Genomic DNA, 16,247 nt, shown 5'->3' with positions numbered 1-16,247 from the left:
TTGCTTGCTTGCTTGCTTGCTTGCTTGCTTGCTTGCTTGCTTGCTTGCTTGCTTGCTTGCTTGCTTGCTTGCTTGCTAAACAATTATGCCAGTTCACCAAATATTTATCGGTAAAAAAGGTTAACGCCGTATATCTGCAAACTTGTGTCATTCGTATCTCTTATAACAAGAGCCAAAGTTAGATATTTAATCCTAACAAACAAAAATATAAGCGGTTATTTGCAAAAAAACGCAAAAGAAACAGGTTGACGATCATGCCGCAAAACATATCGTAACCGGAATCTTGGCACAGTTGCCCGAATTACGCTCGTGATTGTGCTATTTTCGTTATTTTCGCAGTCAAAACTAAAATGGTATGTATAAGGGATTACTCGTTGTAGGCCGGGGAATCGGTCAAGTGATGTTTCAAGGCAATGCTCTTTCCGGACTATTAATGCTGATAGGTATTGCCTGTAGTTCATGGACTTTAGCGTTATTGGCGTTAGCCGGCAATATCGCAAGTACGCTGGCGGCCTATTTCCTCGGATATTCTCGCGAAGATATACGCGAAGGCCTATATGGTTTCAACGGAACACTGGTAGGTATAGCGATCGGAGTATTCATGAGAATAAATATCTGGTCGATATCTCTGCTTCTTATGGGATCCGCCTTATCAAGCGGGATCGCCCGGCAATTCAATCGCCAGAATAAACTACCGGGATATACAGCCCCATTCATACTTTCGGTATGGATTTTATTAATCCTATGTCGATATCTATTCCCTTCGTTGATGCTCCCACCTGTAGCGACTCCTCCCGAACATGTCCCAAATTTACTTTATGCTTTCAGCGCTAACATCGGACAAGTGATGTTTCAAGGCAATATGTTAACAGGGCTATTCCTTCTTTTCGCCATCTTATTAAACTCACGCTTAAACGCAGCCTACACAATATGGGGCGCATTGCTGCCATTGGGAATGATATTACTACCAGCGACAAGCATTGCTGATTTTAACATGGGGTTGCTCGGCTACAACGGTGTATTATGCGCTATCGCAGCAGGCAACCATCTTTCTATCCGTAGCCTGATACGGGCAACCTTGGCGATCTTACTATCTATCGGATTACAGATTGGCGGCATGCGTCTGGGGATCACGACCCTTACCGCCCCTTTCGTACTCTCCGTATGGATAACAAACCTTATAATAAAGGATAAGGAATAATTCCAGCGTCATCCGCAAACCATTATCCCTTATTAACTATTAATTACCAACTATATTCCGTACATTTGCCCCACACGAATTAATAAGGATTACGACTATGACGAAATTAAGTAACATCCCCGTAAAAGAAACAGCGGCCAAGGCCGCAAGGACACGCAAGGCCAAAACCGCCCCGACCGCCCCCCAATGGGATCCCACCCGCCCCATCCAATTCACCCAAGAGGAGATATGGGAACATATCCATGAGATTGAGAAGGGGCCGTTCCTAACCCTGGATGAAGGTTTTAAACGTTTTGAGGCATGGAAGCAAGACCTACTCAAAAGCAGGTTATAACCAGTAGCTCATTTTGGGAGAGTTATGATAATGTATATGTTCAAGGCCTTGACTTATTTGGATTCTACCAAGCGGAATTATACGCTAACAAGATAAAAGCCATCTTATACGAGTTAGACCGAACGTATCCTTATTATCCCGAATGCCGGCACCTAACTACGAAAAGCCGTATGTACCGGAACATCATCTTGGATTCACACCTTATCATCTACCGCATCACCGAGGAACGCATCGAGGTGCTGGACATCGTCCATTCCGCATCCAGTATGCGGAAGATCAAGAAGACAAGGAATATCCACATCGAATGACATAAAGCAAGGCGAGCCACCCACAAGTGACCCGCCTCTATCAATCAACAATTAAATACTATCCTAATTTTCAATTCTCAATTCTCCATTTTCAATTATTCAGTTGTTCTCCGGACGAAGCTTGCGTACAGTAACAGCTGTCTGCCACATCTCGCTCTCGCGCAATGCCTTCAATTCAGCCTCCAATTTCTCACGATAATCCGGCTTAGAGTTTGAGTCGATAGAGATCTGAGCCTCGTTACCGCATTTTACGTTCGCGTACAATTTCTCGACAACCGGCTTGATTGCGTCGTGGAACGGACCCATCCAGTCCAAAGCGCCACGCTGGGCAGTCGTAGAGCAGTTAGCGTACATCCAGTCCATACCATTCTTGGCGAATAAGGGCATCAAGGATTGAGTCAACTCCTCGACCGTCTCGTTGAAAGCCTCGGAAGGAGTATGTCCATTCTCGCGCAATACCTCATACTGGGCCAACAACAAACCTTGGATAGCGCCCATCAAAGAACCACGCTCACCAGTCAAATCGGAAGTAGCCTCACGGATGAAAGTCGTCTCAAACAAATAACCGGAACCGATACCGATACCCAACGCCAACGTACGATCCATCGCCTTGCCAGTAGCGTCTTGATAGATAGCGAAAGAAGAGTTCAAGCCACGACCCTCAAGGAACATGGAACGCAAAGACGTACCAGACCCCTTCGGAGCGACCATGATCACGTCAATATCCGCGGGAGGAACAACGCCCGTACGATCGTTCCAAGTGATCGCGAAACCATGAGAGAAATACAGGGCCTTGCCAGCTGTCAGATAAGGCTTCATCGTAGGCCATACAGACATTACGGCAGCGTCGGACAACAAGCACATGATGATCGTGGCCTTGTCGCAAGCCTCCTCGATACCGAACAGAGTCTCACCCGGAACCCATCCGTCCTCAACCGCTTTCTCGTAAGTCTTACCTTGGCGCTGGCCAACGATTACGTTGAAGCCATTGTCACGAAGGTTCAATGACTGTCCCGGTCCCTGTACGCCATAGCCGATAACAGCGATTGTCTCATCTTTTAATATCTCTCTTGCCTTTTCCAACGGAAATTCCTCGCGGGTCATTACATTCTCTACAACACCGCCAAAATTCATTTGTGCCATTTTCTTTTTAACTATTAATGTTTAAAAACCTATTTATGTATCTCTTTTATTATCTCCAAGTAACCGCCGCACGACAGATCGCCTTTCCCTCATGGCAAATAGCCATGTCTTGCTTATCGGGAGCGGACTCCGCCTTATGAAGCATAAGCGGCATACCTTGTTTACCCTCGGATTGGTAGGCGATCTCCAGACGGCCGATCTCACGGGTCTTGAACTGGTCGATATCGAACAAATCCAGCAGGTGCTCGATATACTTCACGCTATTGAAGTGACCGTTGATATCCAAGTCGCTGTATTTGATCGAATACGGGATTCCCTCCGCCTTATTCTCCGCCGGCATGATCTTGCCCGGCTTCTCGATCGGGCACGGACGCTCGTCGATATATTTGCCCAATGCCTCTATATCCAATAAGGTAGGACGGCGGGTCTCCACGTCGATAGCCGCCCAAATAGAACGGGCGAATCCAAAGGTTTTCCCATTCTCATCCGCCAGCTCGAAACAACGACTGGTGAAGAGGCGTCCGACCTCATCGATCCAAGTGTATAGATTAATCTTATCGAAGGCGGTAGGATATTCCTTCATCTCGATAGCCAGACGGGACAACACCCAAGCCGTATGACGCTCCGACATATCATTGAAACCGAACCCACGCTCTCCGGCATGGCTGGAAGCGGCGTGAATCAAATAGTTACCAATCATAGGGAGCGTTACACGTCCCCTGAAATCCATCAAATACGGCTCCGCCACAAAATGAAATAATCCTACTTTCTCCATATCTTATTATTGTTGCTTTTCATGTAACTTTCGCTCCATATCGGCCAACATATCGCTCAAGCGCTCCACCTTGCTCTTCGTGATAGCCACACGTCCGGAGCGGATGAATTGCAGGACACCGATCGTCTCGCTCAACTCATTGAACAAGGCTTGTGTCTCGTCATAGTGGCCACTCTTCTCCAATACCACGCAGGTCTCGTTCATCTCCAAGATACGAGCGTTGTATTTACGGATCAATCCCTCCACGGTTCCCATCTTGATGAAAAGCTCGGTACTTAGCTTATAAAGGGCGATCTCTTGATAAACCAGATCCTCATCCGTATTATAATAAGCCTTCAAGATATCCACACGTTTATCGATCTGTTTCACCACCTTATCGATCATATCCTCATCGGCGAATGTCGTGATCGTAAACTTATGGATGCCCTTGATAGCGGACGGAGAGACGGACAGAGTCTCGATGTTCAGCTGTCGGCGTGTAAAGATAATCGTTATCTGGTTCAAAAGACCTACGATATTCTCTGAAAAGATAATAACGGTATATAATTTCTTTGTTGTCATAGCTTCATCTCCTCCTTATTTCTCGTCTCCCATAATCATGTTTGTCACGCTTCCCCCGGCAGGAACCATCGGATATACCATTCCGCAAGTCTCCACGTTAGCGACCAACACGTAAGCGCCGTCGTGGTTTAGCATCTCAGCGATAGCGTCGTCCAATTCCTCCCGCTTTTCAACGGCACGGCCGGCGATACCATAGGCTTTAGCGATCGCCACGAAATCCGGATTCTCCATGATGGTGTTTGAATAACGCTCGTGGAAGAACAATTCTTGCCACTGACGTACCATACCTAAGAAGTTATTATTAAGAATGATAATCTTCACGTTCAGTTTCTCCTGCATGATAGTGCCCAATTCCTGAATCGTCATCTGCATACCCCCATCACCGGTAAAGAAGCAGACCGTACGATCCGGAGCTCCGAACTTAGCGCCCATAGCGGCCGGCAGACCAAATCCCATCGTACCTAAACCACCGGAAGTCACCACGCTACGGGTTTGTTTATATTTGAAATAGCGGACGCCCATCATCTGGTTCTGCCCAACGTCGGTCACCAATACAGCGTCGTTACCGGTCGCCTCGGAAACCTTACGGACTACCTCGCCCATTTTCAGTTGACCCTCGGTCGGATACAATTCCTTCTCGATTACCTTATCGTATTCCTCTTTCTCGTCCCGATCGAACTCGGCATTCCATTCCGGGCGTTTACGTTCTTCCAACAACGCCGTGATCATCGGTATCGTGTGCTTGGCATTCCCCAGCACCTTTACGTCCACGGCAACATTCTTGCCGATTTCCGAGTTGTCGATATCCAGATGGATAATCTTGGCTTGCTCAGCGTATGTCTTTAAATCGCCAGTCACACGGTCGTCGAAACGCATACCGATAGCGATCAATACATCACACTCATTCGTTTTCCGGTTCGGCCCTACGTTTCCATGCATGCCGAGCATTCCCTTGTTCAATGGGAAATCGGTTGGCAACGCAGATAAGCCCAATACCGTAGATCCGGCAGGTATATCATTCTTTTGGAGAAACGCTTTCAATTCCTCTTCCGCACCGCCTAACAATACTCCCTGCCCGACCAGACAGAAGGGTTTCTTCGCCTCATTGATTAAATCGGCGGCGGCCTTGATACGATCCTTATTGATATCCGGCTCCGGTTGATAACTACGTACGTAATCGACCTTCTTATATTCATATTCCACCAACCCTACTTGCGCGTCCTTCGCTAAATCCAGCACAACTGGACCCGGACGGCCTGTAGAAGCGATATAAAAAGCACGAGAAACAGCCCATGCGATCTCCTCCGGCTTGCGGATTTGATAAGCCCATTTCGTGATCGGTTGCGTGATGCCAATCACATCGACTTCCTGAAAAGCATCGGTTCCCAACAACGGCGAGGGTACTTGACCGGCGATTACGACCATTGGCGTACTATCCATCAGCGCATCAGCGATACCCGTGATGGTATTCGTAGCGCCCGGGCCGGAAGTAACCAACGTCACTCCTACCTTGCCGGATACACGGGCATATCCTTGAGCCGCATGGGTAGCGCCTTGCTCGTGGCGCACCAATACATGCCTCAACTGGTCCCTATAATCATATAAACTGTCGTAAATAGGTATCGCCTGTCCTCCGGGATAACCGAAGATAGTATCTACTCCTTCAGCAATCAACGCTTTCAGCAAAGCTTCCGAACCGGTTATCTTTTGTTTCTCCATAAGAAATAACGTGTTTAATGTATATTATTGGCTTTAATCTTCAACAATCCTTACACCTCCCTTATCGGCGGAGCTAACCATCTTCCCGTACGCTCTCAACGCTTTCGAGACCTCACGCTGACGCGTCGGCGGCGTAAAGGCTTTCTTTCCACGTGCCTCTTCCGCTTTACGGCGCTCGGCCAACTCCTCGTCGCTCAACCGCACGTTGATGGAACGTTCCGGGATATTGATCTCGATGATATCCCCGTCTCTCACCAGTCCGATAGCGCCACCGGAAGCGGCCTCGGGAGAGATATGCCCGATAGAAAGGCCGGACGTACCGCCACTGAAACGACCATCCGTGATCAAGGCGCACTCCTTACCTAAGTGACGGCTCTTTATATAAGAGGTAGGATATAACATCTCTTGCATTCCCGGCCCCCCTTTCGGACCCTCATACGTGATGACGACCACATCGCCTGAAACGACCTTGCCTCCTAAAATGCCCTCGCAAGCGGCATCCTGTGAATCGAAGACTTTCGCCGGGCCGGAGAATTTCCAAATACTCTCATCCACACCGGCGGTTTTTACGACACATCCGTCCAAGGCGATATTCCCTCTCAAAACAGCCAAGCCGCCATCCTTGGAATAAGCGTGCTCCACGTCACGGATACAACCTTCGGCACGATCCGTATCTAATTCCTTATAATAAGATTCTTGGGAACCCATCTGGATACTGAACCGATGAGCGGGAGCGCTCTTGTATTTACGGATCGCCTCCTCCGTTACGTTCGGGGAAGTGACGGCGTATTTATCAACAGCCTCGGCCAAGGTCAGGCCGTCCGCACGTCTCGTGCTGCCATCCACAAGCCCGGCTTTCATCAACTCGTTCATGATACCGAGGATTCCACCGGCACGGTTTACGTCTTGTACATGATAAGTGTGCGTATTCGGGGCTACCTTACACAGGCAAGGAGTCTTGCGGGATAACATATCGATATCCTCCATATGAAAATCGGCGCCGGCTTCTTGTGCCACGGCCAATAAGTGAAGCACCGTATTGGTAGACCCCCCCATGGCGATATCCAGCGACATGGCGTTCAAGAAAGCCTGACGGGTAGCGATGTTGCGAGGTAACACGGAATCATCCCCGTCACGATAGTATTTGTAAGCGTTCTCAACGATTTGCTTAGCTGCGTCACGGAAAAGTTGGATACGGTTCTTATGGGTAGCCACGATCGTCCCGTTACCCGGAAGCGCCAGACCGATCGCCTCGTTCAAGCAGTTCATAGAGTTAGCGGTAAACATACCGGAACAACAACCGCAACCCGGACACGCATGGCGTTCCACCTGCTCGATACGCTCATCGCTTACCGATGTATCGGCAGACTCAATCATCGCGTCGATCAAATCAAGATGGCGGCCATCCAGCTCACCTGCCTCCATCGGGCCACCGGACACGAACACCGTCGGGATATTTAATCGCATGGAAGCCATAAGCATACCCGGCGTGATCTTATCGCAATTGCTGATGCAAACCATAGCGTCCGCCTTATGGGCATTTACCATATATTCCACGCTGTCCGCGATAATGTCGCGTGAAGGAAGCGAGTAAAGCATCCCATCGTGCCCCATAGCGATACCGTCGTCGATAGCGATCGTATTAAATTCAGCGGCGAAACAACCTTGTTTCTCGATCTCGGCCTTGACCAGTTGCCCGATCTCATGCAAATGCGTATGCCCCGGCACGAACTGGGTAAATGAATTTACGATAGCGATAATAGGCTTGCCGAACTGTTCCTCTTTCATCCCGTTGGCACGCCATAGCGCACGGGCTCCGGCCATCCTACGACCTTCGGTGCTAAATGAGCTTCTTAACGGATTCTTCATCTCTTTCCTATTTTTTGTTCGTAGAGCGCTTTATCCACGCCTCTACCTTGAATTATTTATAATAAAAAAAGCCTTTCCCTATATGGAGAAAGGCTTAAGAAATATCTCTACGACTTCACAACTTCTTACACACCTTTCTCCTTACCTACTAATGACTAGAAGGACCACCACGAGAATAATATGCAATACGTTGTTCATCATCTTTTCTTATTGTCTTTGTTTGTTTGACGCTGCAAATGTAGAACAATAATTGATATGCGCAAAGGATTTAAAAGAAAATTCTTCATTTTTCTTTCAATTCTCAAGCAAATACCATTTCAGGATTGCATTTTAACAGGAGCAAGAGTGTATTACTTAGGAATCGGAAGGTATAGAAGGGAAAAAACTTCGATTTCCAAACAGAAACAGTAAAAAGACAAATGTTATCTAAAACAGATTCCAGATAACATTTTTATCAGATAACACGACTTACGATAACACGTATCTCATAAGAAAATCCTATTCTAGCGATAAAAAAGATACATATAAACTCTAAATCACATATTTATTAACACTTGTAGACTATAAATAGCCTTGAAAAAATTCATAATAGTGTTCTAGAAAAAACATAAGGAAGTTTTCTAAAGAACATAAGGAAGAAATTTCATCTAGTATCGGACTAAATTTTGTTAACATTCGAATGAAAATCACCTAAAATCAAGACTAAATCCGGCATAACCCACGCTAGAAGCAGCTCAAGCGAAGACATTTTCAAAATGACTTTCAGACAGAGAAAGCCTTAAATACTCAACCGATAGACAGCTCTTCAAACATCAATCATAAAAAAAGGCCAACAAGACCTGCATTCAAACATCATTCTGATTTACACAACCATCAAATGCTTGCGTTTTTTCCGTGCGACCAAGCCCCCGCCCCATAATTCATCACCCACAGAGAGCAATAATAGCACTTTGACATTTCGTCAACAAGGTTCACATAGAAAAGTCTATCCCCACCAAATTTCATAAAAAAGCCCCAATAGCGAAACAGGAAATTTATATAGTTCCAAGCTAGTTCTTAAATAAAATTTGCCCTCCTCAAGAAAATTAGCTAATATCGCGACTATTCATAAAGTTGTTGATGGATTAATCCATGGGAGAGAGGAACAAGCATATTGAGAACCTTAGAAAGGGTAATCGTTCATCTTTTGAATATCTTTACACGGTTTGGAGTGGCAAATTATATAATTTTGTCATGAAAATTTCTCATGGGGATTCCTACTTGGCAGAGGAAATGGTACAAACTGTATTTCTTAAAGTATGGAAAAATCGAGAACAATTAGACCCAAAACTGTCTTTTGGAGCCTATTTATGTACGATAGCAAAAAACTTATTAACTAACCATTACCAACATAAAATGATGGAGATTCTCTATATAGAACAACAAATCGACCACCCCGGAACTCCTTATGCCAGAGGTACGGACGAGATCGTAGAATATCATCTCCTAGAAGAATTCGTTGATTCTTTAATACAACAAATGCCCGAAGGAAGGCAAAGAATTTATAAACTAAGCAGACAATCCCACCTATCCAACCGGGAGATAGCAGACCAATTGCAGATATCAGAGAATACCGTGGAATCCCAACTGACCAAAGCCATCTCCTTTCTACGCAAAAGGTTAAAAGACCAATACGACCTAGGACTTTTAGCTTTAAGTTGCCTCCTTAATAGTTAACGAATACTAAATCCACAGGATGCGATAACGGAAACTTCCCTGTCATTTGTATACTGAATAAAGACAGAGGAAAATGGAAAGAAACGATTACATACATATATTTAACAAGTTCCTAGAGAATAAGGCAACTCCATCGGAAATAAAGCTATTGATAGAATGGCTAAAAGAACGAAAAGCTTTTGACACATGGGCTGATGATATATGGATGCAATCCCCGATGGAAATGGATCCTTCAGTAAAACAACATTTACTAGACGAACTCCGTAAACAAATCTTTTTTAAAGAAACAGGGAAAAGGACATTCATGAGTCTTTCTCTCCCTTCACTTTTCCATTATGCGCTACGTATCACAGCAATTATCCTATTGCTCATAACAACAAGTATTGTCACCTATCATTATGCAATGGATAAACAGCGAGAACCGATGGACATGATTGTCGCTGTCGAGAAAGGACAAAAAGCGAATATAACATTGCCTGATGGTTCAAAAGGGTGGATAAATTCAGATTCAAAGTTATCTTATGGAAGCCGTTTTAATGCAGATGAACGGGTTCTGAATCTAGAAGGCGAAGCTTATTTTGAAGTCAAGCCCGATGCTAAACGTCCTTTTATCGTTCAATCGGGAAAGGTATCCGTAAAAGCTTTAGGAACCAGTTTTAACGTAAAGAACTATAACACGGAAGAGCACATATCCGTTGTATTAATGACCGGGAAAGTAGAAGTAACCGCAAACGATAACCATGTAGACCTGTTGCCTAATGAACAAGCTATTTTCAATAAACACTCTAGCATACTGGGGAAAAACAGAGTTGACAATAGTTTAGATTACTCCAGTTGGATGTACAATACATTGAATTTTGAGTCAACGCCATTCAGCGAGATTGCTCATACGCTGGAACGTTATTACAATACCCAGATCGTATTTAAATCTGAGGCCTTAAAGAGTTATCGTTTTACAGGTAAGCCCGGGAATACCAGTCTAGCGAGCATCTTACATTTATTATCTCTTACCTCACCATTAGCCTACGAGATAAAAGACAGTGTGGTTATTTTGTATGAGAACAACGACAAAAAAGAGTTATATAACAGAGTATTAAAACAGTAAATAGCAATTTCATGAAAAGCCCGTAAAAAATCGGGGTAGAAATGCTAGGCATTTCCCCCCGAAAAAGAAATCAGTTAACCGCACTTAGGTATCTCGCAAATAGCAAGCGCAAGTACTAATATCCATAGAATACAAAAGTATGAAAAAAAAACTTGTCCGTGTATCACAATACATAAAAATACGGTCAATCAAAACAGTCGGTCTGGCACTATTCAGTAGTTTAATCTTGGCTCCTTCACTTTATGCCCAAATTTCACTGGATGTACAAGACCAATCCATCCGTCACATATTAAAAGAGATAGAAAAGGCGGGGGAATACAAATTCTTCTATAACAGTGATCTAAGTAACCTAGATCACAAAACGTCAATATCCGTACAGGATAAAAACATTGATGAAGTCATGAGCCTATTATTAGCCAATACGGAAATATCCTATAAAAAAGAGGCCAATAATATGATTGTATTAACAGTTAAATCATCTTCTTCACCGCAAGCTCCGAGAAAGACAAGAAAAATAACAGGAACAGTTGTAGACCCTGACGGTTTACCAATCATCGGAGCAAATGTAATTGAGCAGGGTACAACAAACGGTTCCATTACGGATTTGGATGGAAAATTTGAATTAATAATTACCGAAAATGCCATCTTAAATATCTCTTATATCGGTTTTTCCGACAAACAAATAACAGTCAAGGAAGAAACCTCCTTACAGGTTACAATGACGGAAGACACCCAGAAGTTAGATGAGATAGTAGTTGTTGGATACGGTGTACAGAAAAAGGTAAACCTTACTGGATCTGTTTCTGCCGTAAAAGGCGAAGAACTCAGCCAACGCCCAGTAGCTAACGCAACTCAAAGTTTACAAGGATTAGTACCCGGATTAACCGTATCCAACTCCAACTCAGGTCGCCCGGGAGCTAGTGGAGCCTTGAGTTTACGAGGACAAGGAAATTTAGCGAACACAGCGAATCCTTATGTATTAGTAGACGGTGTAGAGATGGATTTGGCAGATGTAAACCCCAATGATATTGAATCGATTTCCGTCTTAAAAGATGCCGCTTCCGCCGCTATTTATGGTGCCCGTGCCGCTTATGGCGTAATTTTAGTTACGACGAAAAAAGGTGAAGAAGGTAAGATGCGCATCAGTTATCAAGGTACCGTAGGATGGAGTTCTCCTACTGTAATGCCGGAAATGGCTAATGCTTATGACTATGCGACTTTTTTCAATCAAGCTTGTACCAATGCTAACGTAATCAAGCAATATAACCCGGAAAAATTACAGCAACTTCAGCAGTACATGAAAGATCCTGCTAGCGTAAATCCTTGGGCAGAGCTTAATGGAGAAAATAATCTAGTAGGAGCATTCGAAAACACACCAAAGGGTTTGGGCAATGTGGATTACTTTGATTTACATTACAAGAACTCCGCATTCAAACAAAACCATAATTTGAGTCTCAGTGGAGGTGGCAAAAAAGCGCAATATTATATCTCTACCGGAATGTATACGGAAGATGGTATTTTAAGATATGCGGATATAAAATATAAACGCTTAAATTTCAATGCAAATATCGCCTCTCAAATTACGGACTGGCTAAATTTGAAAGTTAATACTAAATTCATGAACTCGGATAATGACACACCTTTTGGTAAAGGGGCCTTATCTGAAGGCTTTTATCATTCATTAGCTCGCTTCCGTCCTACCATAAGCCCAATCGATCCTAATGGTCATTTTACAGAGCTTACAATGATTCCCTATTTACAAAGTGGCACGTATACAAATACACAGAAAAATAATCTGACACTGACTGGTGGTCTCGAAGCACAACCAATCAAGAACTGGAGAATATTCTTCGACTATACGTACCGGCAAAATAATGAGAATTATGAGGCGCTCAACGTAGCCCCGATGATCCCGGGAGCGGATAACGAGACCTTATACAAAGGGACAAGGCAAGAATTAGGCGTGATGGAGAATGGACAATTCACCCGTTCATCCGCCTTAAGCCAATATCAATCAATTAATCTATACTCAAACTATATGTTCTCTTTGGCCGATAAACATAATTTCACCGTTATGGCTGGTTACCAAGAAGAAAATTACGCATATAGCTATTTATATGAGTCTGTAACCGACATGATCTCCACCAATAATCCGGGGCTCAATCTTGGCACAGGAGAAAAATCCACGACAGATACTCGAAACGGATGGGCTACCCGAGGATTTTTCGGACGTATTAACTATGATTATGACGGACGCTATTTATTAGAAGTGAATGGACGCTACGATGGTTCTTCTCGTTTTACCTCAGATCATAGATGGGGATTTTTCCCTTCGGTCTCTTTAGGATGGAATATTACACGTGAGTCTTTCATGGAAAAATCTTTAGAGGTATTATCTAATCTAAAGTTACGAGCCTCTTGGGGACTATTAGGGAATCAAAGCGGAGCCGGACTTTATACTTTTACCTCAATCATGGGAATCCAGCCGTTAGGTAATTGGTATTTTCAAGATGGAAGAGATATGTACATAAACGCCCCTGGAGTTATTGATCCTTTTACAACTTGGGAAAAAGTGGAAAGTAAGAATCTTGGCCTTGACTTCGGGTTCTTTAACAACGCTCTGACCGGCACCTTCGATGTATTCCAGCGGGATACAAAAGATATGTTAGGACCAAGTGCCGACCTTGCAGATTTCTTTGGAGCAGAGGCTCCCAATACGAATAACGCAAGGATGAGAAACCGGGGATGGGAACTTAGCCTGCAATACCGAGGAAAAATCGGGAAGGATATTCATTATTCAATAGGAGGCTCTTTAGCTGACGCGACATCCGAAGTTACAGCTTATGAAAATCCGACAGGGACCAATCCTCAAGATAATTGGTATGTAGGGAAGAAAGTCGGTGAGATTTGGGGATACAAAGCCTCTGGGCTACTCCAGACCCAAGAAGAAGCTGACACATATAATAACACATACGATTTATCTTTCTTATCCGGTCAAAAATGGATGCCGGGAGATGTTAAATATATGGATTTAAATAACGACAAAAAGATCAACAATGGAAATAACACATTGGAAGATATGGGTGATATGTGTGTTATCGGGAATACGACTCCTCGATATCAATATACGCTTAATGGTTCCATTTCATGGAAAGGAATATCCCTTAGCATGATGTTCCAAGGCATAGGAAAACGTAATTGGTCTCCAGATCTAGGAACCGTTTACTTTTGGGGATCGGGAGCTTATGCACAAGTCACGGTATTCAACGATCATCTAGATTATTGGACTCCAGAGAATCCAGACGCCTATTATCCCAATCCTTATACAGGAGCAGCAGGAAGTATCAATCAGTTTCGAAATAAGACCTCACAAAAAAGTGACAGATACATGCAAAGTGCCGCTTATTGCCGTTTGAAAAATCTGACAATTAGTTATGATCTGCCTAATTCATGGAGCCAGAAAATTGGGTTGAGCAAAGCACAAGTGTTTTTCTCTGGAGAGAATCTTCTAACATTTACCAAGCTTCCTTCCATGTTTGACCCGGAAGCTATTTTTACAGGTAATGACTATACCAGTGAGGCCGGAAAGAATTATCCAATGAATAAAGTGTTATCTATCGGAGTTATTGTTAATCTATAAAGCGTAATTTATTTATGAAAAGAATATATCTATCAATGGTTTCCCTATGTCTATTAGGGCTAAGTAGCTGTTTCGACATGGATAAATATCCGGAAGGAGAATTGTCTTCTGTCAATTCTTTCACCAGTACAACAGAAATCACCAAGTATCTGAATCAGTTTTATGAATCAACTCTTAAAATTAATGACAAAGATGTGGCAAACTCTGCCATAAAGGTACAATCTAACAGCATTGGAAATCCAACGGGCATCGCCTTTGGGGACTTGAATAGCGATAATATGCAGAGTAATGTAATAGACACACGTCTTGCGGGAGAAACCACATTAAGTTCCGCTGTCGAATTAACAGAGTATAAACATATCAGAAGTCTAAACTTCTTAATCAACAACCTCGATAATTGCGAGGAGATCGGTCCGGAAATGGAGCAATGCATCGGAGAAGCTTATTTCTTCAGAGCCTGCTATTATTATAGGTTATTCGTTAATTATGGAGAAGTCACTTGGTTAACGAAAGTATTAGATCCGATTCAAGAACAGATGGAACGTCCCCGAAACAGTAGGCTTGAGGTCGCTGATAGTATATTGGCGGATTTAGATATAGCGATCGAGCATCTAAACACTCAAACCAATAGCTCGACAATGCGTGTACACAAAGATGTAGCAAGAGCGCTTAAGAGTGAGGTCGCTTTATTTGAAGGTACTTGGGAGAAATACCATCGTGCGAAAAACACGCCATTCTATGATAAAAAAGTAACTGATGAGAAAATCAGCTCTTATCTACGGCAAGCCGCAGATGCCGCTAAAGATGTAATAGACGAAGGGGTATGGAGCATCTCAAAAGGGGATCCCAATACCGCTTATCGAGACTTGTTCATCACTTTGGATCTCTCACATAATCCAGAAGTTTTATGGTGGAAGAAATATGATGCCGCCAATAACATCGGCCATTCCGTAACACGTTATTTAAATAAAGGAGGTGGCACTTGTGGGGCATCCGCTTCTCTTGTTGATGATTATTTAACAAAAGAAGGAAAACCTTTTGTCGGTTCCGAACGAGACAAAGCAAAGGTAATGTACGGGGACGAATTGAGTCCGGACTTACGAGACCCACGATTATCCCAGACCATTTGCATGCCAGGACAAGATTTACGTCCAAATGGAGAATTCGTATTCAAACTTCCTCCTTTGAATGAGGAAAGCCGGAATCAAAATACGACAGGTTATTCTATCCTAAAATACGTAGAATATAATACGACTTATATTCCTACTATAGATGGGGAAGGCAAAAGCCAAGCGCCAGCTATACAATTCCGTTACGCCGATATTTTATTAAACTACGCTGAGGCTCTGGCAGAATTAGATGGCGCGGCTAACGCTAGCAAAATAAAAGAAGCCTTAAGGCCACTTCGAGAGCGTGTGGGCATGCCCGAGATGGATTTCGACAGAGAGTTCAATACCGATCCCGATTATCCGTTTAATAAATTGGATAAATATATACAAGCAGTACGAAGAGAACGACGCATAGAAAAAGCTTTAGAGGGAAGCCGGCTTCAAGATATCTTGCGCTGGGCCGCCGCAGACATCCTCATTATTGGAAAAACTCCAACAGGTGCATTATTCAAAGGGAGCTCTTTGGAAACCGCTTATGGAGAAAGCCTGCAAGAAGGTGAAAATCTTTTCTTAACAGGTACGCCCTCCGACTCCAAACGCTATATCATACCGTTCAATAATAAGCATTATCCTAACGGATGGCAATTCAATCCGGAACGAGATTATTTATTACCCATACAACCTCGTATGCTATCGCTTACAGGTAACCAATGGGTCCAAAACCCCGGTTGGTAATTTACTTGATTACAGGATTTAGCCTAATAAAA

General features: G+C 43.8%; 12 protein-coding genes. 7 read left to right on the top strand and 5 right to left on the bottom strand.

What is annotated here, in order from left to right:
- The first annotated feature begins 355 nt into the window (after positions 1-355).
- The 3 genes from D7V92_RS03385 (at position 356) to D7V92_RS03375 (ending at position 1,843) form a co-directional block, all read left to right on the top strand.
- Positions 356-1,201 carry an urea transporter gene (locus D7V92_RS03385; RefSeq protein WP_121772273.1) on the top strand — a complete coding sequence of 282 codons (846 nt, stop codon included), beginning with the start codon at positions 356-358 and terminating at the stop codon, positions 1,199-1,201.
- Between the two features lie 97 nt (positions 1,202-1,298).
- Positions 1,299-1,535, top strand: a complete 237-nt coding sequence (locus D7V92_RS03380; protein WP_121772272.1) for a hypothetical protein — start codon at positions 1,299-1,301, stop codon at positions 1,533-1,535.
- Positions 1,502-1,843 (top strand): type II toxin-antitoxin system RelE/ParE family toxin, encoded by a 342-nt coding sequence (locus tag D7V92_RS03375; protein WP_121772271.1) that lies wholly within the window; start codon positions 1,502-1,504, stop codon positions 1,841-1,843. Before D7V92_RS03380 ends, D7V92_RS03375 begins: the two co-directional genes overlap by 34 nt.
- A 99-nt stretch (positions 1,844-1,942) precedes the next feature.
- Here the strand turns inward: D7V92_RS03375 and ilvC are convergent, their stop codons facing one another.
- From ilvC to ilvD, 5 genes are read right to left on the bottom strand one after another with little or no spacing between them, the layout of a single operon-like run.
- Positions 1,943-2,986 (bottom strand): ketol-acid reductoisomerase, encoded by a 1,044-nt coding sequence (gene ilvC / locus D7V92_RS03370; RefSeq protein ID WP_005854467.1) that lies wholly within the window; start codon positions 2,984-2,986, stop codon positions 1,943-1,945.
- A 49-nt stretch (positions 2,987-3,035) separates the two neighbouring features.
- A complete protein-coding gene (locus tag D7V92_RS03365; RefSeq protein WP_121772270.1) occupies positions 3,036-3,761 on the bottom strand; it encodes an acyl-[acyl-carrier-protein] thioesterase in 726 nt (241 codons plus the stop codon).
- A 6-nt stretch (positions 3,762-3,767) separates the two neighbouring features.
- Positions 3,768-4,322 carry an acetolactate synthase small subunit gene (ilvN, locus tag D7V92_RS03360; RefSeq protein WP_008780057.1) on the bottom strand — a complete coding sequence of 185 codons (555 nt, stop codon included), beginning with the start codon at positions 4,320-4,322 and terminating at the stop codon, positions 3,768-3,770.
- A 15-nt stretch (positions 4,323-4,337) separates the two neighbouring features.
- A complete protein-coding gene (ilvB, locus tag D7V92_RS03355) occupies positions 4,338-6,041 on the bottom strand; it encodes a biosynthetic-type acetolactate synthase large subunit (RefSeq protein ID WP_121772269.1) in 1,704 nt (567 codons plus the stop codon).
- Between the two features lie 33 nt (positions 6,042-6,074).
- Positions 6,075-7,910, bottom strand: a complete 1,836-nt coding sequence (ilvD, locus tag D7V92_RS03350) for a dihydroxy-acid dehydratase (protein WP_005864376.1) — start codon at positions 7,908-7,910, stop codon at positions 6,075-6,077.
- Between the two features lie 1,131 nt (positions 7,911-9,041).
- On the opposite strand from ilvD, the gene D7V92_RS03345 reads away from it, so the two are divergent.
- The 4 genes from D7V92_RS03345 (at position 9,042) to D7V92_RS03330 (ending at position 16,215) form a co-directional block, all read left to right on the top strand.
- Positions 9,042-9,626, top strand: a complete 585-nt coding sequence (locus tag D7V92_RS03345) for an RNA polymerase sigma-70 factor (RefSeq protein WP_008773531.1) — start codon at positions 9,042-9,044, stop codon at positions 9,624-9,626.
- Between the two features lie 73 nt (positions 9,627-9,699).
- Positions 9,700-10,731: a FecR family protein gene (locus tag D7V92_RS03340; RefSeq protein ID WP_008773532.1), complete on the top strand. Its 1,032-nt coding sequence runs from the start codon at positions 9,700-9,702 to the stop codon at positions 10,729-10,731.
- Positions 10,732-10,870: 139 nt separating this feature from the next.
- Positions 10,871-14,371, top strand: coding sequence for a TonB-dependent receptor (locus D7V92_RS03335; RefSeq protein ID WP_121772268.1), 3,501 nt, complete (start codon positions 10,871-10,873; stop codon positions 14,369-14,371).
- 14 nt (positions 14,372-14,385) lie between these two features.
- Complete coding sequence (locus D7V92_RS03330; protein WP_121772267.1) at positions 14,386-16,215, top strand: RagB/SusD family nutrient uptake outer membrane protein; 1,830 nt, start codon at positions 14,386-14,388, stop codon at positions 16,213-16,215.
- Positions 16,216-16,247 lie beyond the last annotated feature (32 nt).

Source organism: Parabacteroides sp. CH2-D42-20 (assembly GCF_003670185.1).
GTDB classification, from domain to species: domain Bacteria; phylum Bacteroidota; class Bacteroidia; order Bacteroidales; family Tannerellaceae; genus Parabacteroides; species Parabacteroides distasonis.
Note: the sequence above shows the minus strand (reverse complement) of the source record. Positions and strands in the feature narration are given on the sequence as shown.